This is a genomic window from Sphingobacterium sp. E70 (assembly GCF_019285695.1).
GTDB classification, from domain to species: domain Bacteria; phylum Bacteroidota; class Bacteroidia; order Sphingobacteriales; family Sphingobacteriaceae; genus Sphingobacterium; species Sphingobacterium detergens.
The window spans coordinates 925,008-945,443 of sequence record NZ_CP079104.1; the positions used below are offsets into that span (position 1 = coordinate 925,008).

General features: G+C 38.5%; 32 protein-coding genes and 4 pseudogenes. 12 read left to right on the top strand and 24 right to left on the bottom strand.

The annotated features are described in order from the left end of the window. Window positions 1-4: 4 nt before the first annotated feature. The 17 genes and pseudogenes from KUH03_RS45445 to ettA all read right to left on the bottom strand — a co-directional run bounded on the left by KUH03_RS45445 (window position 5) and on the right by ettA (window position 8,450). Complete coding sequence (locus KUH03_RS45445) at window positions 5-805, bottom strand: HAD-IC family P-type ATPase (RefSeq protein WP_306429491.1); 801 nt, start codon at window positions 803-805, stop codon at window positions 5-7. Beyond that, the gene (locus KUH03_RS45450; protein WP_306429492.1) at window positions 766-1,071 is read right to left on the bottom strand and encodes a hypothetical protein; all 306 of its coding nucleotides are present in this window, start codon (window positions 1,069-1,071) and stop codon (window positions 766-768) included. Before KUH03_RS45450 ends, KUH03_RS45445 begins: the two co-directional genes overlap by 40 nt. Before the next feature lie 151 nt (window positions 1,072-1,222). Further along, window positions 1,223-1,666, bottom strand: coding sequence for a hypothetical protein (locus tag KUH03_RS45455; RefSeq protein WP_306429493.1), 444 nt, complete (start codon window positions 1,664-1,666; stop codon window positions 1,223-1,225). After that, a complete protein-coding gene (locus tag KUH03_RS45460) occupies window positions 1,663-1,869 on the bottom strand; it encodes a hypothetical protein (protein WP_306429494.1) in 207 nt (68 codons plus the stop codon). Before KUH03_RS45460 ends, KUH03_RS45455 begins: the two co-directional genes overlap by 4 nt. Window positions 1,870-1,874: 5 nt before the next feature. Beyond that, window positions 1,875-2,282, bottom strand: coding sequence for a cation transporter (locus KUH03_RS45465; protein ID WP_306429938.1), 408 nt, complete (start codon window positions 2,280-2,282; stop codon window positions 1,875-1,877). A 14-nt stretch (window positions 2,283-2,296) separates the two neighbouring features. Continuing rightward, window positions 2,297-2,392, bottom strand: a pseudogene (locus tag KUH03_RS45470) (hypothetical protein); the annotation flags it as partial. 7 nt (window positions 2,393-2,399) lie between these two features. After that, on the bottom strand, window positions 2,400-2,777 hold the full coding sequence (locus KUH03_RS45475) for a hypothetical protein (protein WP_306429495.1): 378 nt from the start codon (window positions 2,775-2,777) through the stop codon (window positions 2,400-2,402). Further along, complete coding sequence (locus KUH03_RS45480; protein ID WP_306429706.1) at window positions 2,722-3,378, bottom strand: radical SAM protein; 657 nt, start codon at window positions 3,376-3,378, stop codon at window positions 2,722-2,724. Before KUH03_RS45480 ends, KUH03_RS45475 begins: the two co-directional genes overlap by 56 nt. Next, a complete protein-coding gene (locus KUH03_RS45485) occupies window positions 3,264-3,767 on the bottom strand; it encodes a hypothetical protein (RefSeq protein WP_306429496.1) in 504 nt (167 codons plus the stop codon). The genes KUH03_RS45480 and KUH03_RS45485 overlap by 115 nt, the downstream gene beginning before the upstream one ends. 24 nt (window positions 3,768-3,791) lie before the next feature. Continuing rightward, window positions 3,792-3,968: a hypothetical protein gene (locus tag KUH03_RS06680; RefSeq protein ID WP_257092108.1), complete on the bottom strand. Its 177-nt coding sequence runs from the start codon at window positions 3,966-3,968 to the stop codon at window positions 3,792-3,794. After that, window positions 3,965-4,180 (bottom strand): hypothetical protein, encoded by a 216-nt coding sequence (locus KUH03_RS06685; RefSeq protein ID WP_257092109.1) that lies wholly within the window; start codon window positions 4,178-4,180, stop codon window positions 3,965-3,967. The genes KUH03_RS06680 and KUH03_RS06685 overlap by 4 nt, the downstream gene beginning before the upstream one ends. A gap of 207 nt (window positions 4,181-4,387) precedes the next feature. Then, window positions 4,388-4,576 (bottom strand): helix-turn-helix domain-containing protein, encoded by a 189-nt coding sequence (locus KUH03_RS06690; RefSeq protein WP_306429707.1) that lies wholly within the window; start codon window positions 4,574-4,576, stop codon window positions 4,388-4,390. Then, window positions 4,513-4,725 (bottom strand): hypothetical protein, encoded by a 213-nt coding sequence (locus KUH03_RS06695; protein WP_257092110.1) that lies wholly within the window; start codon window positions 4,723-4,725, stop codon window positions 4,513-4,515. The genes KUH03_RS06690 and KUH03_RS06695 overlap by 64 nt, the downstream gene beginning before the upstream one ends. Beyond that, window positions 4,704-5,174, bottom strand: coding sequence for a Crp/Fnr family transcriptional regulator (locus KUH03_RS06700; protein WP_257092111.1), 471 nt, complete (start codon window positions 5,172-5,174; stop codon window positions 4,704-4,706). Before KUH03_RS06700 ends, KUH03_RS06695 begins: the two co-directional genes overlap by 22 nt. Before the next feature lie 23 nt (window positions 5,175-5,197). Then, window positions 5,198-5,452: a response regulator gene (locus KUH03_RS06705; RefSeq protein ID WP_257092112.1), complete on the bottom strand. Its 255-nt coding sequence runs from the start codon at window positions 5,450-5,452 to the stop codon at window positions 5,198-5,200. Window positions 5,453-5,578: 126 nt separating this feature from the next. Next, window positions 5,579-6,761: pseudogene (locus KUH03_RS06710) on the bottom strand (PAS domain S-box protein). Window positions 6,762-6,769: 8 nt separating this feature from the next. Next, window positions 6,770-8,450, bottom strand: a pseudogene (gene ettA, locus KUH03_RS45490) (energy-dependent translational throttle protein EttA). Window positions 8,451-8,635: 185 nt separating this feature from the next. On the opposite strand from ettA, the pseudogene KUH03_RS06730 reads away from it, so the two are divergent. Further along, window positions 8,636-11,159 (top strand): annotated as a pseudogene (locus KUH03_RS06730) (ATP-dependent Clp protease ATP-binding subunit). A gap of 135 nt (window positions 11,160-11,294) precedes the next feature. Beyond that, complete coding sequence (locus KUH03_RS06735; protein ID WP_257092114.1) at window positions 11,295-11,642, top strand: hypothetical protein; 348 nt, start codon at window positions 11,295-11,297, stop codon at window positions 11,640-11,642. Between the two features lie 175 nt (window positions 11,643-11,817). Here KUH03_RS06735 and KUH03_RS45495 read toward each other — a convergent pair whose 3' ends face one another. From KUH03_RS45495 to KUH03_RS45510, 4 genes are read right to left on the bottom strand one after another with little or no spacing between them, the layout of a single operon-like run. Then, the gene (locus KUH03_RS45495; protein ID WP_306429497.1) at window positions 11,818-12,165 is read right to left on the bottom strand and encodes a hypothetical protein; all 348 of its coding nucleotides are present in this window, start codon (window positions 12,163-12,165) and stop codon (window positions 11,818-11,820) included. Continuing rightward, window positions 12,165-12,686 carry a hypothetical protein gene (locus KUH03_RS45500; RefSeq protein WP_306429498.1) on the bottom strand — a complete coding sequence of 174 codons (522 nt, stop codon included), beginning with the start codon at window positions 12,684-12,686 and terminating at the stop codon, window positions 12,165-12,167. The genes KUH03_RS45495 and KUH03_RS45500 overlap by 1 nt, the downstream gene beginning before the upstream one ends. Next, window positions 12,677-13,294: a hypothetical protein gene (locus KUH03_RS45505; protein WP_306429499.1), complete on the bottom strand. Its 618-nt coding sequence runs from the start codon at window positions 13,292-13,294 to the stop codon at window positions 12,677-12,679. Before KUH03_RS45505 ends, KUH03_RS45500 begins: the two co-directional genes overlap by 10 nt. A gap of 50 nt (window positions 13,295-13,344) precedes the next feature. Beyond that, window positions 13,345-13,476 (bottom strand): AAA family ATPase, encoded by a 132-nt coding sequence (locus KUH03_RS45510; protein ID WP_306429500.1) that lies wholly within the window; start codon window positions 13,474-13,476, stop codon window positions 13,345-13,347. A 659-nt stretch (window positions 13,477-14,135) separates the two neighbouring features. Between KUH03_RS45510 and KUH03_RS48225 the strand changes: the two genes are divergently transcribed. The 3 genes from KUH03_RS48225 to KUH03_RS06750 all read left to right on the top strand — a co-directional run bounded on the left by KUH03_RS48225 (window position 14,136) and on the right by KUH03_RS06750 (window position 15,019). After that, window positions 14,136-14,243, top strand: a complete 108-nt coding sequence (locus tag KUH03_RS48225; protein WP_373564787.1) for a hypothetical protein — start codon at window positions 14,136-14,138, stop codon at window positions 14,241-14,243. A gap of 47 nt (window positions 14,244-14,290) precedes the next feature. Next, window positions 14,291-14,416, top strand: a complete 126-nt coding sequence (locus KUH03_RS45515) for a hypothetical protein (RefSeq protein ID WP_306429501.1) — start codon at window positions 14,291-14,293, stop codon at window positions 14,414-14,416. A 189-nt stretch (window positions 14,417-14,605) separates the two neighbouring features. Next, the gene (locus tag KUH03_RS06750) at window positions 14,606-15,019 is read left to right on the top strand and encodes a hypothetical protein (RefSeq protein WP_120259976.1); all 414 of its coding nucleotides are present in this window, start codon (window positions 14,606-14,608) and stop codon (window positions 15,017-15,019) included. 266 nt (window positions 15,020-15,285) lie between these two features. Here KUH03_RS06750 and KUH03_RS06755 read toward each other — a convergent pair whose 3' ends face one another. The 3 genes from KUH03_RS06755 to KUH03_RS06765 all read right to left on the bottom strand — a co-directional run bounded on the left by KUH03_RS06755 (window position 15,286) and on the right by KUH03_RS06765 (window position 16,936). Then, on the bottom strand, window positions 15,286-15,546 hold the full coding sequence (locus KUH03_RS06755; protein ID WP_077438329.1) for a hypothetical protein: 261 nt from the start codon (window positions 15,544-15,546) through the stop codon (window positions 15,286-15,288). A 377-nt stretch (window positions 15,547-15,923) separates the two neighbouring features. Beyond that, window positions 15,924-16,415, bottom strand: coding sequence for a DUF1016 domain-containing protein (locus KUH03_RS06760; protein ID WP_257092115.1), 492 nt, complete (start codon window positions 16,413-16,415; stop codon window positions 15,924-15,926). Then, entirely contained in the window at window positions 16,397-16,936 is a 540-nt protein-coding gene (locus KUH03_RS06765; RefSeq protein WP_257092116.1) for a DUF1016 N-terminal domain-containing protein, read from the bottom strand. The genes KUH03_RS06760 and KUH03_RS06765 overlap by 19 nt, the downstream gene beginning before the upstream one ends. A gap of 404 nt (window positions 16,937-17,340) precedes the next feature. On the opposite strand from KUH03_RS06765, the gene KUH03_RS06770 reads away from it, so the two are divergent. The 7 genes from KUH03_RS06770 (at window position 17,341) to KUH03_RS06800 (ending at window position 20,393) form a co-directional block, all read left to right on the top strand. Then, on the top strand, window positions 17,341-17,493 hold the full coding sequence (locus KUH03_RS06770; RefSeq protein WP_257092117.1) for a hypothetical protein: 153 nt from the start codon (window positions 17,341-17,343) through the stop codon (window positions 17,491-17,493). A 98-nt stretch (window positions 17,494-17,591) separates the two neighbouring features. Continuing rightward, entirely contained in the window at window positions 17,592-17,963 is a 372-nt protein-coding gene (locus KUH03_RS06775) for a hypothetical protein (RefSeq protein ID WP_257092118.1), read from the top strand. Window positions 17,964-18,152: 189 nt separating this feature from the next. Beyond that, a complete protein-coding gene (locus tag KUH03_RS06780) occupies window positions 18,153-18,629 on the top strand; it encodes a hypothetical protein (protein WP_257092119.1) in 477 nt (158 codons plus the stop codon). Continuing rightward, entirely contained in the window at window positions 18,626-18,847 is a 222-nt protein-coding gene (locus KUH03_RS06785; protein ID WP_257092120.1) for a hypothetical protein, read from the top strand. The genes KUH03_RS06780 and KUH03_RS06785 overlap by 4 nt, the downstream gene beginning before the upstream one ends. Before the next feature lie 94 nt (window positions 18,848-18,941). Next, the gene (locus KUH03_RS06790; RefSeq protein ID WP_257092121.1) at window positions 18,942-19,106 is read left to right on the top strand and encodes a hypothetical protein; all 165 of its coding nucleotides are present in this window, start codon (window positions 18,942-18,944) and stop codon (window positions 19,104-19,106) included. A 125-nt stretch (window positions 19,107-19,231) separates the two neighbouring features. After that, window positions 19,232-20,095: a hypothetical protein gene (locus KUH03_RS06795; RefSeq protein ID WP_257092122.1), complete on the top strand. Its 864-nt coding sequence runs from the start codon at window positions 19,232-19,234 to the stop codon at window positions 20,093-20,095. Between the two features lie 28 nt (window positions 20,096-20,123). Then, on the top strand, window positions 20,124-20,393 hold the full coding sequence (locus KUH03_RS06800; protein ID WP_257092123.1) for a hypothetical protein: 270 nt from the start codon (window positions 20,124-20,126) through the stop codon (window positions 20,391-20,393). Window positions 20,394-20,436: the final 43 nt, after the last annotated feature.

The following is a 20,436-nucleotide window of genomic DNA, read 5'->3' on the forward strand; positions in this document are numbered from 1 at the left end:
ACAACTATAGTTTATGACGTTTTGCATACCATCTTGTCATTAAGCTGGTAAATGAGATAATTGTAACTGTACTTATCGGCATCAAGATTGCCGCAAACAAGGGCGACATAATTCCCTGAATAGCAAAACTTAACCCGATTATATTATAGAGCAATGATATCCCAAAGCTCATATGGATTACCTTTACAGCATCTTTGCTGAAAGCAAATAAATCCGATAATTTTGAAAATGATTCGCCGTCTAAAATAGCATCACATCCAGGTGAAAAGTTATTGATATCATCACTGACAGCAATCCCTAAATCTGCTTTACGCAATGCTCCGGCATCATTCAATCCATCCCCGATCATACAGACATGTTTTCCTTCTTGTTGAAATTGCTGAATGCGCCCCAATTTTTCCATTGGTGATTGGTTAAACATCAAGCATGCTTCCGAAGGAAAAATCAATTTTAACGCATCCAGGCGTCGGTCATTATCTCCCGATATCAGATGCAGGTCGTAATGAGGTCTGAAATCTTCGATCAATGCCGACAGACCAGCTCTCCATGCCTGTTCCATGGTGAAATATCCTTTCAGCTCATCACCGATACGTATGAATACGACAGATCCGTCAGTCTTGATATTTCCTATGTTCAAAAAATTAGCGCTACCAATTCTGACGACTAGGCCTTCAATTACTGCCTCCATCCCCTTTCCCGGAAACTCTTTAAAATTTCGTACTGGGATATCTGAGCACACATCCAGCCATTTCACAATCTCTCGGCTCAATGGATGGCTAGAATTTCGACATACCGCATTGACCAATTTTCTTTCATTTGTGCTAAGTGTTCCTCAAAATAAATTGAGGTTGCTTTAGGCGACGAAATAGTCCCGGTTTTATCGAAAACGAGTGTATCTATTGTTGCCATCTGTTCGATTGCCGCTGTATTTTTGACATAGAATTTGTTTCTATCGAAAATACTTAATGCCGCAGACAGGGTAAATGGAGAGCTCAACGCCAATGCACAAGGACATGCGATAATCAGCACTGCCGTAAAAGCTCCCCAGGCCCTATTGGCGCTACCGTCCACAGCCCAATACAGCGCTGCAAAAAAGCGATCGCCAATAAAACAACAGTAAAATATTTACTTATAAAGTTCACAAAAGTCTGAAAGTGCTTATCGTAATCTTTATAGTTTTCATTATTCCATAATTTGGTCAGATACGACTGTGAAATCGGCTTTATGACTTCCAATTCGATTGCCTCACCAGTCTGACGCCCCCAGCGTAAATAATTTCCCCTAAGGTTCTACTCACAGGGCTCGATTCTCCGGTCACAAAACTAAAGTCAATCGCTGCGTCACCTTTTAATAATATGGCATCCGCCGGGATAATCTCATTGTTACGAACAAGGATACGGTCACCGATATGAACATCGGCCAATTGCACAGGTTTGTCCCCTTCTTCAGTAAGTACAGTTACCGCAACGGGAAAATAGCTCCGGTAATCCCTTTCAAAAGAAATATGGTAATAGGTCCGCTGTTGCACCCATTTTCCGATCAGAATAAAGAAGACCAAACTACATAAGGTATCTGTAAAACCAGCTCCAGTCTGCGTTATTACTTCGAAGGCCGAACGTAAAAACAGAACCAAAATACCCAAGGCCAAAGGGACGTCCAGATTCAACCTTTTTGTTTCAAACTGAAATAAGCGGACTTAAAGTAGTCTGAAGCACAATACAACAAAACTGGCAATCCAAAAGCTAAATTGATATAACCGAAAAAACTTGCATACTCCTTTTCAAATGCTCCCATACCAAAGTAGTCCGGAAAACTAAATAACATCGAATTTCCGAAACAGAATCCAGCTACTGCAATCTTGGCAACCAAGGGATTCAGGTTATTCTTATTCCCTCTTTAACAACATCCTGCAGCGTAATTTTGGGATCGTAACCGATATTAGCTAATAGATATACTAAATCTTTGAGCGGAAGTAAAGTGTGATTAAAAGTAATGCTTGCTTGTTTTTTCATAAAGTCCACACGGGACTGTAGCACATTTGGATTTAGCCTATAGAGATTTTCTAACAGCCAAATACATGAGCTACAATGGATAGCAGGAATATAAAAGGTAATGATAGTTATCTTATCATCCTTAAAATCGACTAATTTAGCCGCAATCTGTGGCTCATCTAAATACGAAAAATCTGCTTGTTTTTCTTTATTGGATTTCCCAGGATACTGATTATAACGGTAGTATTGTTGCATCCCCCATTGTGCAAAACCTGATAGACCGTTTGGCATCCAAGGCAGCAAAAATCATGATCATCGAGATGGTAACCTGTTTCATCGATTTTGTCTCCACAGTGGTAGCATTTCTCGATTTGTTGTACTTTTTCCTTTGTTACCGCCATATCCCAATTAAATTGCTTCACTAAATAACTGCATTTTTGTACGCAGCTTCAAAAAACGTTGATCAAAGGCCATACAGATATTCCGTAGAAATGAACGTCCGATCGCAGTGCACCGAATCAGATCTCCTTCTATACTGACTAAGCCATCCTGGACTAATGTTGACAATTCTTCTTTGATCTGAGCAGTTAAATCCGATGTGGGATCCAATTGTACTTTACCTTTACACATCATATCAAGGATATAACGTCTTATGACCAGATCCTCTGCATTAAGTATATGTCCTTTCACGACAGGCAATACACCTGATGCGATCAGCTTGTGATATTCTTCAACTGTTTTTACATTTTGTGCAAAACCACCCCAAGCATCGCTGATTGAGGACACACCAATCCCAATTAATAGGGGTTAAACCGATCCGCATACCCCATAAAATTTCGGTGCAAGCGTTCCTCTTGGAAGGCCAAATAAAGTTCATCCTCTTTTTTGCAAAATGGTCCATCCCGATATCCGCGTAGCCTTGTGCCAGGATCAGCTTTTTTCCAAGATTGTAAAGTGCTAGTTTGGCAGTACCCTTTGGCAGATCCGCCTCCGTATAATGCCGCTGCCCGGGTTTCAACCAGGGCACATGGGCATAGCTATAAAAAGATATCCGATCTGGCTTGAGCAGCATGGATTTTTCAATGGTATCCTGTACAGATGCTTGGGTCTGCTTCGGCAATCCGTAGATTAAATCAAAATTAATAGATTCAAAACCGATCTCTCTGGCATTCAGCATCACCGCTTCCACTTCTTCAAAGGTCTGCTGTCTATTGATCATAAACTGCACCAAAGGATCAAAATCCTGTATCCCTAAGCTGAGACGACGGAAGCCTAGGTCGAAAAGAATCTGTAAGTGTTCGGTTGTGGTATTAGCAGGGTGCGCTTCAAATGAAAAAGAGCGATCTGCTGTAACATCGACATGTTCAAGGATCCCTCTATCAACAATTTCAGGTTCTCGGGTTGAAAAAATGTCGGTGTACCGCCACCCAAATGTATTTCTGACACGAGCGGCCTCTCACCTTTGAAAACAGCCAGATACATCTCCCACTCCTTTAGAAGAGCAGCAATGTAAGGCAGTTCAACCTGATGATTTTTTGTGATACGCGTATTACAGCCACAGTAGGTGCATAGGCTTTCGCAAAATGGAAGATGTATATACAGACTTAATCCCCTATCCTTTGACTGTTTGAAAGTACGGTATACCTGATCCATCCAAGCATCAATAGAAAATGTTTTCTCATCCCAAAATGGGACAGTTGGATAACTGGTGTACCGTGGTGCTGCAATATTATATTTCTGCACCAGCTCCGCCATAGTCCTGTCTTGTGTACTCATTGAAAATTATTTTTGCACAGTCATTTAAACAACAACATGCTTTACCAACACATTTTTCCATCCCCAGAGATTGAGATTCCGAACAGTCTGTTCTGCCAGTCCTTTTGGGCTTTGATCCTCAAAAGGTGCATTCGCAATCTGAATACTTAAAGCGCCTGCCTTCACCAAATCGATATGGGATGTTTCTTTACTCCTAGTCATGATCTTATTGATCCCAATTCCTTCAAATTAAGTAGCATTTTATCATCCAAAATATCTCCTCCTGAGATGACAATCGCATCCTTTCCGCGCGCATAATTTTGAGTTTCGGCATTTAATCCGTTTGAAATCAAGGTGAGATCATGCTGTTTTGCATTAGCTAATGCCCAAAACTCCTTTTCAAATGACCTCACATTATATACAACTACTTTCATTTTGAATTCTACAATCAACCACGTATAAGTTTATCCTAAAAACAAAATTAGCTCATAGCTCAGCCCAAAAACATGATACAAGACCATGCCTGATAATGATATATATCACAATTACACAAAAAGGGTGTATCCGAAGAATTCAGACACACCCTTTTTGTATTGATATTTATAAACCGTAAGCCCCAAAGCTCACGCAATATTTACTTGTTACTGTTTTACATCCCTCAAGTTTTTGATAGAATTGATGAAAATCTTTCCTTTTTCCTTCGAGATCAGTTTTTCCTCCTTAAAATCAGAAAGCATACGTGAAACAGTTTCATTTGCCGTACCGGCTATCGAAGCAATTCCATCTCTGGTGATATCAATTGTACAGGCATTGACCTCATTGATATTAATTCCACTTTTTCGGCTACACTGATCAGCGCATTGGCCACACGTTTACGGACAGAATGATAGGCAAAACCCAACAGTTGTTCTTCTTTTTCACGAAGGTCAACAGAAAGCAATTTGATAAACTTACTTGCTATAGCTGGCTTTTTCCACAAAAGTTCCAAAAGGCGTCTTTCGGGATTAAAATAACCTCGCTCGGTTCAACAGCCTCTGCATAATCTTCATAGTTCTCATTCAACAACACCGAAGCGTAACCAAAATAATTTCCTTCGATATAAATTCCGGTTGACAACTCGCGTCCATCTTTGTATGATTTAAAGCTTCGGATCTGCCCCGATTTGACATAATAGACATAAGTAGGTGAATCGTCTTTCTCAAAGATTGACTGTTTCTTCTTTAGCGTTTTCACCCGCGAGTTGGCGAGCAATTCCTGTAGCAATAAAACCTGCTCCTCTTCACTCAGATTTAGATCAGCGTCTTCGGGCGTATCAGCGGATAACTGCTCGTGCTTTTTTAAACGAACCTCAATCGCATTCATCAGTTCCACGTCGTCAAAAGGTTTGGTCAGGTAATCATCAGCCCCCATCTCCATTGCCTTGCGCATATCTGCACGTTCGGCTTTGGCCGTCAGAAAATAAAAGGAATTTTTGCAGTGCTTTCTATTTTGCTCAACATAAATAGTACACCATAACCATCCAATTCAGGCATCATGATATCACAGAGAATCAAATCAGGAATATGCCGGGTTGCCAAATCAACTCCTATCCGACCATTCTCCGCTGTAATAACATCATACCGTCCTGTCAACTCCAAAATCTCTGTTGTCCCCTCTCTAATGTCAATATTATCCTCAATAATTAGAATTGTCTTTTTATTTTTCATCTTATTTATCCTTCAATGGCTGATGAGAGCTCGCCTGTTTATCTTCAATGGGTCCTCTAATGCCTTGCATTTATTTCATAAGTTCATTAGCACAGATTTTCTCCACTGCTAAGGTTAAGCTTACGCCTATTCAAAACTAACTTTAAATGATGTTCCTTTGTGTACCTCCGATACAAACTCCATTTTACCCTGCATAAGTTCAATATATCTTTTCACGATATTCAACCCTAATCCCGTACCCGGAATATTCCCCGTGTTATGCGCTCTAAAAAAGGTTCAAACAAATGCACCTGATCTTCTTCGGGAATACCGATACCGTTATCTTTGACCGAAATCGAACAGCCATCGTCATCAATACAGGTTGTAAATTCAATTAATGTATCTTCGCCCGAGTATTTGATTGCATTGGAGATCAAATTCACCAAAGCATTTTTCAATAGATTCTGGTCCAAAGAAAAATGTCCGATCTCGCCCGTATGTTGATACACAATATGCTGATTTTTCTTACAGATCAATTGCATTTCCTCCGTAATCTCCTCAGCCAGTTCCACCAAATTAATGTACTGCTTGTTCATGACTACAATACCCGCCTCCAATTTTTCCAATGAGAGAAAATCGTTCAAAATACTGGTCAGGAGCTGCACCGCACCTTTGATCTTGTTGGTGTGTTTAATGATACTCGCCTTATCATCGGGGCGATCCGCATATTTTTCGATCAACGAAGCCGACAATTGAACGGAACTTAAAGGTGTGCGAAACTCATGTGAAGCCATGGAAACAAAACGCGATTTAAGCTGGTTAAGTTCAATTTCTTTCTCCAAAGATTTAGAGACCTCGGCCTTTGCTTTTTCCAGCTCCGAAACCATCGATATTAGATCACGGGTTCGCTCACTGACTTTATGCTCCAATTCGGCTGCATGCTGTTTTAGCATGTCCTCAGCAGCCTTCTCGCGTGAAAGATCATGGATAAATCCCGTGAAAATATTTTTATCCTTAAGCCAGACTTCACTGACCGCAAGCCGGAATGGAAATGTTTTTCCATTCTTCTTTAATCCCATCACCTCCCGACCGATTCCAATAATTTTCTTATGGCCAGTCGTTTGATAATTATGGATATAATTATCATGATTACCCCGATCAGGTTCAGGCATTAACATTGAAACATTATGTCCTATAACTTCTTCGGCATTATAACCGAACAATTCTAAGGCAGCAGGGTTAATGCTTTCCACATTCCCCTGTTGTCAATGGTGATAATACCATCAATTGCATGGTCTATTATAGCCGCCAGAAGCCTTCCGCCTTCCATGATCATCGTTATTTCACCAATTTTTTGTATTTAATACGATGTGGAGTCACATCCCCAAACGTTTCTTGCGGTTCTCCTCATACTCAGTATAGTTACCTTCAAAGAAGTACACTTGAGAATCACCTTCAAAAGCAAGAATATGTGTACAGATACGGTCCAAGAACCATCTATCGTGGGAGATCACCACAGCACAACCACCGAAATTCTCCAAACCTTCCTCTAACGCGCGCAATGTATTAACGTCAATATCATTGGTCGGCTCATCGAGTAAAAGCACATTTGAGCCTTCTTTCAATGTGATCGCCAAATGGACACGATTACGTTCTCCACCAGAAAGCACGCCAACTTTCTTTTGTTGATCAGCACCATTAAAGTTGAATTTGGATACGTATGCCCTGGAATTTACCGAGCGATTGCCTAAGATCATATTATCATTACCACCAGTGATATTTTCCCAAACAGATTTTTCAGGATCCAGATCATGGTGCATCTGATCGACATAACCCAATTTGACCGTCTCGCCTACTTTGAACGACCCCGTATCTGGTGTCTCCTGACCTGTGATCAAGCGGAATAAAGTTGTTTTACCTGCACCATTTGGCCCGATAATACCAACGATACCGGCCGGGGCAACATGAAACTTAAATTTTCAAATAAGATACGGTCACCATAAGCCTTGGAAATATCTGTTGCTTCAATAACAGAGTTACCCAAGCGTGGTCCTGGAGGAATAAACAACTCTAATTTTTCTTCGCGTTCTTTGGTTTCCTCAGAAGCTAATTTTTCATAGTTATGAAGACGAGCTTTAGATTTGGCATGACGGGCTTTTGGAGCCATACGTACCCATTCCAACTCACGCTCCAAAGTTTTCTGACGTTTGGTTTCTTGCTTTTCTTCTTGTGCCAGACGTTTAGCTTTTTGATCTAACCACGAAGAATAGTTCCCTTTCCAAGGAATTCCCTCACCACGATCCAGTTCTAAGATCCATCCTGCGACGTTATCCAAGAAGTAACGGTCGTGGGTTACGGCAATGACAGTTCCTTTATACTGTTTCAAGTGTTGTTCTAACCAGTCAATAGACTCTGCATCCAAGTGGTTGGTCGGCTCATCAAGCAATAATACATCTGGTTCTTGTAATAATAAGCGACATAATGCTACACGTCTGCGCTCACCACCTGACAAATTGGCAATTTTGGCATCAGGTTCTGGACAACGTAATGCATCCATTGCTCTATCCAATTTGGAATCGATTTCCCAAGCATTTGTTGCGTCAATTTTATCTTGTAATTCACCTTGTCTTGCCAACAATTTATCCATTTCATCTGGATTTTCGTAGACCTCAGGCAAACCAAATTTTTCATTGATTTCTTCGTATTCTTTTAAGGTTGCCGTAATTTCGGCAACACCTTCCTGCACAATTTCAAGTACGGTCTTTTCGAGATCCATTGGGGCTCCTGTGCCAAATATCCCACAGAGTAACCTGGAGAAAACACGACTTCACCCTGATACGATTTGTCCAAACCCGCAATAATTTTCAATAATGAAGATTTTCCGGATCCGTTCAAACCGATCACACCGATCTTGGCACCATAGAAAAAAGATAAATAGATATTTTTTAGAACTTGTTTTTGAGGCGGATAGATTTTGTTGACTCCCGCCATCGAAAAAAATAATCTTCTCGTCTGACATAAAATTTAAAAAAATTGGAAAACTCTTGTTATATTAACATACAAATGTAATCTTTTATACTGACATTTTGGACGTATAATGGTCATGGCTTAATTGTTGATGACATTATTTAAAATAATTTTAAGGTTTGAAATGTAGAATTTACTACATTTATATATCCTTAATATAAAACAGAAAGGTATTCAATGGAAGCAAAATTTTCACCGCGCGTAAAGGATGTTATATCGTACAGTAGAGAGGAAGCTTTGAGATTGCGTCACGATTATATAGGCACAGAGCATTTGTTGCTCGGCCTGATTCGTGAGGGCGATGGAATGGCGATCAAAATCCTTAAAAACATAGGCATTGACACAACTGCCCTACGTCAATCTGTGGAGGACGCAGTGAAGGGGGCATCTGTATCACGTGCACCTATTGGCAACATGCCGTTAACTAAACAAGCTGAAAAAGTGCTGAAAATAACTTATTTGGAAGCGAAAATTTTCAAGTCAGATATTATTGGCACCGAGCACCTATTATTGGCTATCTTGCGGATGAAGATAATATCGCTTCGCAGATTTTACAGCAATATAATGTGACTTATGACATCTTCAAATCTGAAGTTGAGCAAAATAGAACCACCATTAAGGATGAAGCTCCAGGCTCTCCTACCGGTGACGATGACTTTGCTGAGGATGATCAATATATCCAACCTAAAAAGGTTTCGGATATTAAATCCAAAACACCTGTATTGGACAACTTTGGTCGAGATCTGACCAAAGCTGCTGAAGAAGGTAGATTGGATCCTATTGTAGGTCGTGAAAAAGAAATCGAACGTGTATCACAGATCTTATCACGTCGTAAAAAGAATAATCCGTTATTGATCGGTGAACCTGGAGTAGGTAAATCGGCTATAGCAGAAGGATTGGCGTTACGCATCGTGCAACGTAAAGTATCACGTGTATTGTTCAACAAGCGTGTGGTTACTTTAGATCTTGCCTCTCTTGTTGCCGGCACGAAATATCGGGGTCAATTTGAAGAGCGCATGAAAGCGGTCATGAATGAACTGGAAAAATCACCGGATGTGATTTTGTTTATTGACGAAATCCATACCATTGTTGGTGCTGGTGGTGCTTCGGGCTCTTTGGACGCTTCTAATATGTTTAAACCAGCCTTGGCAAGAGGAGAAATACAATGTATCGGTGCGACTACACTGGACGAATACCGTCAATATATTGAGAAAGATGGTGCTTTAGACCGTCGTTTCCAACGTGTGACTATCGAGCCGGCTACACATGATGAAACTGTAGAGATCTTGAATCGTATCAAAGAGAAATATGAGGATCACCACAATGTGACTTATACGCCAGACGCGATTGAAGCCTGTGTGTCATTGACAACACGTTATATTACGGATCGTTTCCTACCAGATAAAGCGATTGACGCATTGGACGAAGCAGGTTCACGTGTACACTTGAACAATATCCATGTACCACAATCCATTATTGATATCGAGAATAAAATCGAGGAAGTCAAATTGGAGAAAAACAAGGTTGTTCGTAGTCAAAAATACGAAGAAGCTGCTAAACTACGGGATACAGAGAAAAAGCTTATCGACGAGTTGGAGAAAGAGAAGATTGCGTGGGAAGAAGAAACCAAATCTAAGCGATACACTGTTTCCGAAGAAAATGTAGCGGAAGTTGTGGCGATGATGACTGGTATCCCAGTGCAACGTGTCAGCCAATCCGACAGCCAAAAACTGTTGAATATGGGTGAACTCATGAAAGGAAGAATCATTGGTCAGGACGATGCCGTCGGTAAATTGGTTAAAGCCATCCAACGGACACGTGCCGGACTGAAAGATCCTAAGAAACCAATTGGTTCCTTTATATTCCTAGGCCCTACTGGTGTCGGTAAAACAGAATTAGCGAAAGAGTTAGCTCGATTTATGTTTGATACTGAAGACGCATTGATCCAAATTGACATGAGTGAGTACATGGAGAAATTTGCCGTGTCACGTTTGGTCGGAGCGCCTCCGGGATATGTAGGTTATGAAGAAGGTGGACAGTTAACAGAAAAAGTACGCCGTAAACCTTATGCAGTGGTGCTTTTGGATGAGATTGAGAAAGCTCACCCTGATGTATTCAACTTGTTACTGCAAGTATTGGATGAAGGTCAGCTGACCGATAGTTTGGGCCGTAAGGTAGACTTCCGTAACACAATTATCATCATGACCTCCAACATTGGAGCACGTCAGTTGAAAGAATTTGGTCAAGGTGTAGGTTTCACTACAGCAGCAAAATCACAACAAACAGATGCACACTCCCGTGGAGTAATTGAAACTGCATTAAAAGAGCTTTTGCTCCAGAGTTTCTGAACCGTATTGACGATGTTATCGTTTTCAATTCATTGACAAAAGAAAATATCTTCAAAATCATTGATATCGAATTGAAATCATTGTTTAAACGAATTGCAGATTTAGGTTATATCATTAATCTGACGGAAGAGGCAAAAGATTTCATTGCTGATAAAGGCTATGACAGTAATTTTGGTGCACGTCCATTAAAACGGGCAATTCAAAAATATCTGGAAGATCCAATTGCAGAAGAAATCCTCAAGGGAAATGTGCAAACAGGTTCAGTTTTAACTGTCAGCATCAATCCGGAAACCAAAGATATTGAGGTCTCTAGCTCAGATCCGAAGTCTTCAAAAGATACAGCTGAGAAATAATCGCTTGCTGTACTCGAAATAATTTCAAGAAAATGCACCATTGTGGTGCATTTTTTGTTATAAAAAGGTTGACGTTAAACTTTCGCACTATTTTATCGTCCTATAATAAAAAATGTCACAAATAACACAAACGATATGAAAAGACTTTTATTCGCAGCTTTAATTGGAACCGCAGCCTTGGTTTCATTCTCTTCTTGTACAAAGGAGTATATTACACAAGAGGCTATTAATCCTGGCAGGTCATTTATTTATACGGTTAAACCCAATGAATGGTCATCCGATAATAATAAAAGGATAATACATAAGATAAACCTACCGGAACTTACTAAATATTATATTGATCAAGGAAATGTTTCTGTTCATATGAGCTTAAAAAAGAAGCTTCATACAAAATATTACCGGCTTCGTTTGCATTCAATGATGGCAGAGAAACCAATCCCGTCAGCTTCCATATTGACTATAAAGTCGGAGAAGTTTCAATAATAGGAGAAGATCCTACTAATGAATTTACAATTAATCCGCCTACTCAAGACATAATTGTAAAAATTATCATATCAGAAACTGATTTCGTAGAGTAAATAAAAATAAAACCTCAGAATAAATATTCTGAGGTTTTATTTTTTTGCCCTTCTCTAGTACGGCAGGCCATCCAACCCAATTACTCCCCTTTCAACAACAACTCAGCATGCTCTACCGCAGCATCTGTCGGGTTTGTTCCACTCAGCATCTGTGCGATCTCTTTTACCCTTCCGGATTGATCCAAACGAACGATATTTGATATGGTACGATTGGTGTTATCTTCTTTGTATACTTTAAAGTGCGCTGCCCCTTTTGAAGCAATTTGTGGCAAATGCGAGATGGCAATCACCTGCATATTTTCGGCTAGATTTTCCATGACCTCACCCACACGTAATGCAACCTCACCCGAAATTCCAGTATCGATCTCATCAAAAACAATCGTTGGTAAAGCCGAAGTTTTAGCAACCAGCGACTTTATCGCCAGCATCACACGAGAAAGTTCTCCCCTGAAGCTACACGATGGATAGATTGCAATGCCTGCCCCTTATTGGCCGAAAATAGAAACTGAATGGTATCTATTCCAGATTCACGCATCTCGCCTTCTTTTAATGGCTCTAATACAATCTGAAGCATCGCATTTGACATACCGACATTCGACAGGGTATTTTGCACGTCCTTGGCAATCCTATCCAGCACTAATTTGCGCGCTTCCGATAGTTCCTTCGCATTCCGCAATGCAATCGCTAACTTCTGCACAACCTCAGCTTCCAGTCGCTCCAATTGTTCATCGGAGGAATTGATAGCGATTAGCTTTGTCTCCAGATCATCTCTAAGCTGAATGAGTTCCTCAACAGAATCAACATGATGCTTTTTCTGTAATGAATAAAGTAAGCTCAATCGTTCATTAATCTCCAATAAAGTTCCTTCATCCAATTGTGTATCTTCTTCAAGTGAGGCCAACTCGGCAGCCACATCTTTCAGCTCAATCAAGGTACTTTTCAACCGCACAGAGAGATCAGACGCTTCGGGCAAAAAGAAGATATACCCTCAACTTGTGTCATTGTATCTTTCAATTGCGTCAATATTGCCGTATCTTCGTTTTCCAACAAATGCGAAGCAGCATTTAGGGCCCGTTTGATATCCTCTGCATTTTCCAATTGACGCTGCTGCTGTTCGAGTGTCCCCTGTTCATCAGCAATCAGTTTCGCTCCATCCAGCTCATCAAACTGAAATTGAAAATAATCCAATTCTATCGCTGCCTTCTTTACCGTCTCTTTCAGTTCCTCCAATTCCCGCTTTGCCTTTTTATAGGCAGCATAGCTTTCTTTGTAGTTCTGTTTCAATACAAATGAACCAGCAACACTATCAACAACCAGAAATTGAAATTCCTCCGTATTGACCTGCAAAGTCGCGTGCTGCGAATGTACATCGATCAATTGCTCGCCCAATTGCTTTAGTATCGCCAATGTAACTGGCGAATCATTGACAAAAGCACGGGATTTACCATCTGGCGTTATTTCCCTTCTGATAATCGTATGATCCGCATAATCTAAATCATTCTGCTCAAAGAAGTTATTTAATTGATAAGCTCCAATGTTAAACTCTCCTTCGATCACGCATTTTTTGATGGATCAAAAAATGTTTTCCTCTGCTCTGTTACCCAAAATCAGGAAAGTGCTCCCATAATAATGGATTTACCCGCTCCAGTCTCCCCAGTAATCATATTCAAGCCACTATCAAATTGGATTTCCAATACATTGATCAGGGCATAATTCTTAATATGTAAGGTATCTAGCATATTCTTGAAGGTCTATTTTACAGTTGAGAGGAAAACCGTTCCTCATCCGGATTAATCGTATCTTTTATGATCCTTTCTTTAGTAGGTAATTTACCTAAAACTCAGCCGATTTCAATGCATTTTGTTTCAAAAAAATATTGCACCGGTTTCGAACACTGTCTTCTTGAATTTTATTTAACGGCACTAAATACTAAAAATAATATCAAAATTCCAAATAAAAACTAAATATTATAGTTAAAAACACCTTTTTCATAAACGATTTATAGTGCTTTCATTTGTAAATGTCACTTCAAATCCATCATATTGATCGTACCAGGATGAACCAACCACAGCGAATTACCCCGCAGATTCCTGCGGATAAACACGATCTTTTGACAATAAAATGTTTGCCAGTGACAAAATAATGTCCTCCGATTATTATGTGAGCATGAATAAATCACTATTTTTACGGCATGCAAGATTACAGTGCAACCCTCAAAAATACATGCCCGAAGAAGCAGCTCTATTATATCCAATTGGATAAATCACACCGCATGCTTATTTAAAATTTCCCGGTCCAGAAGCACCAAACTGGGGATTATCGTGCTCCGTTTAAGGGTAGTCCACATCGTATCTCGGTCAATCATGACCTGAATCCTTATTCCTTTCTGATCACGACCATACACGAATTTGCACATCTTCAGACCTGGAATAAGCATCAACACCGCGTAAAACCACATGGGACTGAATGGAAGAAACACTTTAAGGAGTTGATGGATCCTTTTTAAAACTCAGTATCTTCCCAACCGATGTCAATAATGCGATACACAGTTATATGGAAAATCCAGCGGCATCGAGCTGTACCGATCTTCATCTCTTTCGGACATTGAAGGCCTATGACAAGGCCAAAAGCAATGCACTCACAGTAGAAGCATTAGAAGATGGACATTTTTTAAATTAAAGAACGGAAGGTCTTTTCAGCGAATTGAGAAAATACGAAAACGCTATAAATGTATGGAGTTAACCAGCAAACGCATGTACCTTTTCAACCCAATTGCAGAGGTATTTCTGCTAGAACAATGATTTTTAACAAATACATTCATTATATTTTTATCTTTGCTAACTTAGGAAACAATTAAAGAGAGCTTTTATGTTACACTTACACTCGACAATAGCAATTGTCTTATTGCTAGCCCTGGTGATATCTATTGTGATCACCTTAATGAACTATTTAGGCAACAAACCTTACAACCGTAAAATTGCCTTATTAGGTTTTATCGTATCGCATATCCAATTATTAGTGGGATTGATCTTATACTTTTATTTGAAGTATCCATCGATGATCTCTGGCGCCGTGATGAAAGATCCAACATTGCGTTTAAAAATCATTGAGCACCCTTTAACGATGATCATTGCCATTGTATTGATTACCATCGGTTACTCAAAAGCTAAAAAGATGGAAAACTCGAGAAAAGCAAATCAAACTGTTGTGATTTTTTACATCATCGGTTTAATTTTAATGCTAGCTCGTATTCCATGGGGTACCTGGTCATTATTTGCATAGTCTATACAGCATTCATAGCGAAAAGGCATCAATTAAATAATTGATGCCCTTTTTTGGCCTATCAAATAAATAATTACCCCGCAATAGTTTACCCGCTTTCTCTTTGATGGCACTCTTTTCCATGCTGCCCTTTTCTGTTTGGGGTAAAATTTCACTTGTATGTGAACTTACTTTACTCTTATCAACTTCCTATTAAAACATCACATATAGGCACAAAAAGCCCCAGTAAAAACTGAGGCTTTCCAATATCATTAAATGACTTTTAATTAGTCACGATTTTTTCCAAATCCCAAAATCCCGAAAACAGTTTTAAATGCAATAAGCGTACCTATGATCAATGAGATATTTGCTATCGCAGAGAACAAAAATGTTTGTTGTCCCATTGCAGTACATACATCCGGTACAAAACGGATAAATGTGCCTATTAAACCTAAAGCGATAGCTACTACCAATGTTTTGTAGTAATGAGTTTGATTCGCATTATTATCAGTTGTCTTTGGAGCTCTTGGTTGTACAGTTTCTGCCATTTCTATTTCGATTTTATTCGATACAAATGTACAAAATATTCTATGTTTGAAAAATAAAATTGAAAAAACCAGCAAGGATCTAAATCATACAGGAAAAACACAGAAAATGCTGTCAAAATTTTCAATCAATATTCAGCCTAAAATCTAGCAAAGCGGCATATTTTTCGCAGTTACTTCTTTTTTCTCGGGTTGCAAATAATAGTACTCATCGCTCTTAAAGATACGGAAGCACTAAAGGCAGTTGAAAATGCTATTAAATTGGACCCCAATGACAAAATAAATAAAAATATTGCATCCATTGTGCGGGATGTCATAGCAGGAAAACGTCAAAGGCCAACTTTTGAAGATGCAGTAAGGTAGAATAAAATCTCAGTGATCTACTCAACTCCACCTTTGCTTACATAACTATCCAGTTCTTTATTTAACTCGTCCAGCAACTGCTTTTCGGTAGGCAAATAAAGTTCGTATTGACTGGCAACGATCTGTTTTTGTTCTTCGGGAAGGGTAAATTTCACGACCGCATCATTTTTACTTGCGCAAAGTAAAATACCAATCGTGGGATGCTCATGTGGGAGCTTTTCAATACGATCGTAGTAATTGACATACATTTGCAATTGACCTATATCCTGATGCGTTAATTTATGTGTCTTGATTTCAATAATCACAAAGCTTTGCAATAGACGATTGTAAAAAACTAAATCAACAAAGAACTCATCGCCTTCAATATGTATACGTTTTTGGCGGGCAACAAAGGAAAAGCCATTCCCTAATTCCAGCAAAAACTCCTGCAGATGGGTGATAATAGCGCCTTCAAGGTCTTTTTCATAATACGCACTCTCTCGCTTTAAACCTAAAAACTCGAGTACCATTGGATCTTTGATGATCTCCTTCGCATCGGAAGGCATCTTTTCTCTTTTGCAACAGCCAACACACTTTCTTTATCGTTACTAAGTAATAGGCGTTCATATAGACTGGTATTGATCTGCCGCTCAAGCTGTCGGACAGTCCAGTTATTCTTTATGGTTTCGGCGACATAAAATTCTCGCTGTTCCTCGCTATTAAGACTTAAAAGTAGCTTGTATTGACTCCAACTCAATTGTGTCCACAGTGTAGACACAATTGGAAAGGTGCGATAAAACTGGCGGTACCAATTCAACTGTCTAGCGGAAAAACCACTACCAAACTCAGGTTGCAGCTCCTCTGAAAGATATTTTATGATGTATTTCCCATAATCAGCCCTATCCTTACCTTGTTGCTCCTCTTCGAAAATACGTTTGCCGATATGCCAATACATCAATGTACGCTGATGATCTACCACACGAATAGCATCATCTCTAGATTTGGAAATAATCGCCTTTATGTCCGATATTAAAGTTTGATCTGATAACATAATTATTTATTTAATTGGTATTACTTCTGCAAGTGAATAGTACAAAGATAGCTAAACACAAATTAAAATACTAATTATTTTAGTAAAAATGCATTTTCAAATACTTTTTATTAAACCTCTTAATCCGCCTTAAAAACCTATTAAACGACATCTAACAGACGCATAGCTCCCAGTTCTCCCTCCGCCAGACACATCAAATAAGTCAATCGTTTCCTTAGATAATCATACATGGAATAAATCTTCATTATTTTTAAAAAAATTGACACTTTTTGATTGGATTATAAATATTAGCGTTTAAATCATAGCTTTAGTAAGACTTTTCTCAATTCTCAAATGACAGATCTTAGGTTAAAATATCCCATCGTTCTTATCCATGGTACAGCTGCCAGAGATAACAGTTTGTTTTGGGAAGAATTCCAAAGGCTTTTAGAGACAACAACATTCTGTTTTATTACGGAAAAACAGATGGCTGGGCTAATGTTGCCAATAACGCACAGCTATTAAAAGCAAATCTGTTGAGGCTTGTAGAAACAACGGGGACTAAAAATTTAACCTGATCGCCCATTCCAAGGGCGGAATAGACGCTAGGCACTTTATTTCAGCACTAGGTGGACATGAAATAGTCGCATCGCTAAGTACGCTATCAACACCACATTTGGGCACACCAATAGCAGACTATTTAATGGAAAAACATCTATCTGGAGGCTCCATTACAAAAAAACTTGTACAACGGATTTCATTCTTACTTGGTGGCCAATCGCCTAATCCGACGGAATTGATACGGAATCTAAGCATAAAAGAAATGCATGCTTTCAATCAGTCCAACCCCAATATGGAAAATGTATATTATCAGAGCTTTGCATCAACAATGAATACCGCTCAGGACGATTTGCTATATGCTCTAACCTTTAAATACCTAACACGGGTAGCTGGTGAGAATGACGGAATGATACCACTTCAAAATGCCGTTTGGGGTGATCGGTTTGAACACATACGTGCGCAAAAGGTATTTCGCATGCTGCTATAACCGATATAATGCGTAGAAATATCGGAAATTTGCATATACCCCAATTTTATCTGGATATTGTTAGCGGATTAAAAGGATTGGGCTTATAGTCTGCTAGAACAATAGCCACTAACCTGTCCTACCAATATTTAAAGAAATAACTATAAATTTGTAAAAAAGCCATATTTAAAATTTAAATTAACAAAACGTATGAAAGTAAGTTATCTCGCACTGTTTCTGTTCTTAATCGCTCACAAAGTAATAGGCCAAACTAAGGTCGATAGTATTCCCTTTGTCGCCTACTGGCAGAATGGAGACTCTTATAATTTTAAGGTCACAAAATTAAAACAACAGTGGCAAGACGACAAACTTATAAAAAATGATTCTGCTACTTTTCAAGCAAACTTTACCGTTTTGGATTCCTCTGAAACTGGATATAGAATCAAATGGGCTTATGATATAGATTGGTCAAAATTTTCCTTTGCAGACAGTTCTACCTCAGAATTAATCAAAAATATAGCAAAAGATATGGTTATGGAAGCAACATATAAAACGGATGAAGTCGGTCAATATAGGGGTCTGGAGAACTTTGAAGAAATTAAAAACAAAATGCTAAACATATTTGATAAGATATCCGAGCATTTCGAGAAATCAGGCAAGATGCCCCCAGAACAATCAAAAAAATGAATCAGGCCCTTCTAAAACTGTTCAGTTCAAAGGAATTGATCGAACAAATGGTTGCCGAAGATATCCTCCTATTTCATAGTCCATTCGGAATAATCTATCCAGTTCGCGATACATTGCTTTATACAGGAGAAATGCAAAATCCATTTGGCAATACCCCAATTCCTGCGCGTATATCAATGTTTACGGATGATCTGGATTTAGATAATAGTTTTGCGTAATTTCCCAAATAACAACTATAAATCCAACAGATGCAAAAAAATATTTGCTGGCTTTACTACCTCAATTGGGCATCCCAGCAAATGAAATAAAAAAATGGCCCAAACATCCACACTTGATATCTCTGATAAAAAACATTTTGAATACTGGTACAACCCTGGAGTTCCTTACTTTATCGAAGCCAGTAAACAAGCAATTCTACATTTAGGCGAAGAAAAGCTTAAACGTATTGATATCACGAGAATTCAGTACAATGATTGAAAAAGATTTTGCTAGATATTTATAACGGTATAAATACAAATACCGTTTTGGATAAAATAAAAATGTGATGCGGCAAAATTTATTTTTGTCCAAAAAAGTGTATCTTAATCATAAATCACAGCCACATGAAACGCTTATATATCCTATTTAGTTTTGCCCTGTTATTCTCTTCGATATTGACAGTAAAAGCTGCTATTTCTTCCGACAAAAATTATTCAAAGCAGTTGACTGATACGCTTTCTAATCATATCAGAGAGCAGATCATAAAATCCGTCATTTCGAATGGTTTAGATCTAAACGTCATCAAAAATGATTTAACGATTAGTGATAATAAAGGAATTCACACAACCGTATCAAAAGATATATTTGGAAATTTAGAAATTGGTGACAATAAAGGAAATCGCAAAACCGTATCAAAAGATATATTCGGAAATTTAGAAATAAGTGACAACAAAGGTAATCGTACAACGATATCAAAAGATATATTCGGAAATTTAGAAATAAGTGACAACAAAGGTAATCGCAAAACGGTGTCAAAAGATATTTTTGACAATTTAGAAATAAGTGACAATAAAGGTAATCGTACAACGGTATCAAAAGATATTTTTGACAATTTAGAAATAAGTGACAATAAAGGTAATCGTACAACGGTATCAAAAGATATTTTCGATAATTTAGAAATAAGTGACAACAAAGGTAATCGTACAACGGTATCAAAAGATATTTTCGATAATTTAGAAATAAGTGACAATAAAGGCAATCGTACAACGGTATCAAAAGATATTTTCGATAATTTAGAAATAAGTGACAACAAAGGTAATCGTACAACGGTATCAAAAGATATATTTGGAAACTATAACGCTAGCGACAATAAAGGAAATAGAGCCTCGATTGAAAAAGATATTTTTGGACAAATAATTATTGATGACCCAAAAGGAATCTTAAAAACGGTAAAAAGTCAACTGATTCAAGAATTAATGAAAAAATAAATGATGTTATTATCGGATTTACCAAAATATGGACAGAAATTTTCTGCAAAACCAATATAACAGTCAAATAAGAATTATCAGGAAAATCATTAAATCCTGGAATTTAATTCCTGGTGCACCATCGGATGAATTTGATCCATTAGCGCATAAATTATTAAAACACTTATCAGAGCGTGCCTATAGTACGAAAATCAGTGAGATTATCGCGAGCGATCTTGTTATAAGATATGGCTTTCTCAACCATGAAATAGATCCAGAATCATTTGCCAATGAAATCATGGATTGGTGGTATGATTAGATTATTCATTAATTGGATGAACTGGTATATTTGAACTTTAACT

What these genes read in the sequence shown, in the direction of transcription:
- KUH03_RS45495 (WP_306429497.1), bottom strand. Translation starts at nt 12,165, where the DNA reads ATGCTGGCGATAAAGTCGCTGGTTGCTAAAACTTCGGCTTTACCAACG.
- KUH03_RS06760 (WP_257092115.1), bottom strand. Translation starts at nt 16,415, where the DNA reads ATGGTACTCGAGTTTTTAGGTTTAAAGCGAGAGAGTGCGTATTATGAA.
- KUH03_RS06780 (WP_257092119.1), top strand. Translation starts at nt 18,153, where the DNA reads ATGAAAGTAAGTTATCTCGCACTGTTTCTGTTCTTAATCGCTCACAAA.
- KUH03_RS06755 (WP_077438329.1), bottom strand. Translation starts at nt 15,546, where the DNA reads ATGGCAGAAACTGTACAACCAAGAGCTCCAAAGACAACTGATAATAAT.
- KUH03_RS06800 (WP_257092123.1), top strand. Translation starts at nt 20,124, where the DNA reads ATGGACAGAAATTTTCTGCAAAACCAATATAACAGTCAAATAAGAATT.
- KUH03_RS45465 (WP_306429938.1), bottom strand. Translation starts at nt 2,282, where the DNA reads ATGCCAAACGGTCTATCAGGTTTTGCACAATGGGGGATGCAACAATAC.
- KUH03_RS06685 (WP_257092109.1), bottom strand. Translation starts at nt 4,180, where the DNA reads ATGAAAGTAGTTGTATATAATGTGAGGTCATTTGAAAAGGAGTTTTGG.
- KUH03_RS06795 (WP_257092122.1), top strand. Translation starts at nt 19,232, where the DNA reads ATGAAACGCTTATATATCCTATTTAGTTTTGCCCTGTTATTCTCTTCG.
- KUH03_RS06750 (WP_120259976.1), top strand. Translation starts at nt 14,606, where the DNA reads ATGTTACACTTACACTCGACAATAGCAATTGTCTTATTGCTAGCCCTG.
- KUH03_RS06790 (WP_257092121.1), top strand. Translation starts at nt 18,942, where the DNA reads ATGGCCCAAACATCCACACTTGATATCTCTGATAAAAAACATTTTGAA.
- KUH03_RS45485 (WP_306429496.1), bottom strand. Translation starts at nt 3,767, where the DNA reads ATGAGTACACAAGACAGGACTATGGCGGAGCTGGTGCAGAAATATAAT.
- KUH03_RS06700 (WP_257092111.1), bottom strand. Translation starts at nt 5,174, where the DNA reads ATGCGCAAGGCAATGGAGATGGGGGCTGATGATTACCTGACCAAACCT.
- KUH03_RS45510 (WP_306429500.1), bottom strand. Translation starts at nt 13,476, where the DNA reads ATGCTAGATACCTTACATATTAAGAATTATGCCCTGATCAATGTATTG.
- KUH03_RS06765 (WP_257092116.1), bottom strand. Translation starts at nt 16,936, where the DNA reads ATGTTATCAGATCAAACTTTAATATCGGACATAAAGGCGATTATTTCC.
- KUH03_RS06735 (WP_257092114.1), top strand. Translation starts at nt 11,295, where the DNA reads ATGAAAAGACTTTTATTCGCAGCTTTAATTGGAACCGCAGCCTTGGTT.
- KUH03_RS45515 (WP_306429501.1), top strand. Translation starts at nt 14,291, where the DNA reads ATGGAAAATCCAGCGGCATCGAGCTGTACCGATCTTCATCTCTTTCGG.
- KUH03_RS06705 (WP_257092112.1), bottom strand. Translation starts at nt 5,452, where the DNA reads ATGAAAAATAAAAAGACAATTCTAATTATTGAGGATAATATTGACATT.
- KUH03_RS06680 (WP_257092108.1), bottom strand. Translation starts at nt 3,968, where the DNA reads ATGACTAGGAGTAAAGAAACATCCCATATCGATTTGGTGAAGGCAGGC.
- KUH03_RS06785 (WP_257092120.1), top strand. Translation starts at nt 18,626, where the DNA reads ATGAATCAGGCCCTTCTAAAACTGTTCAGTTCAAAGGAATTGATCGAA.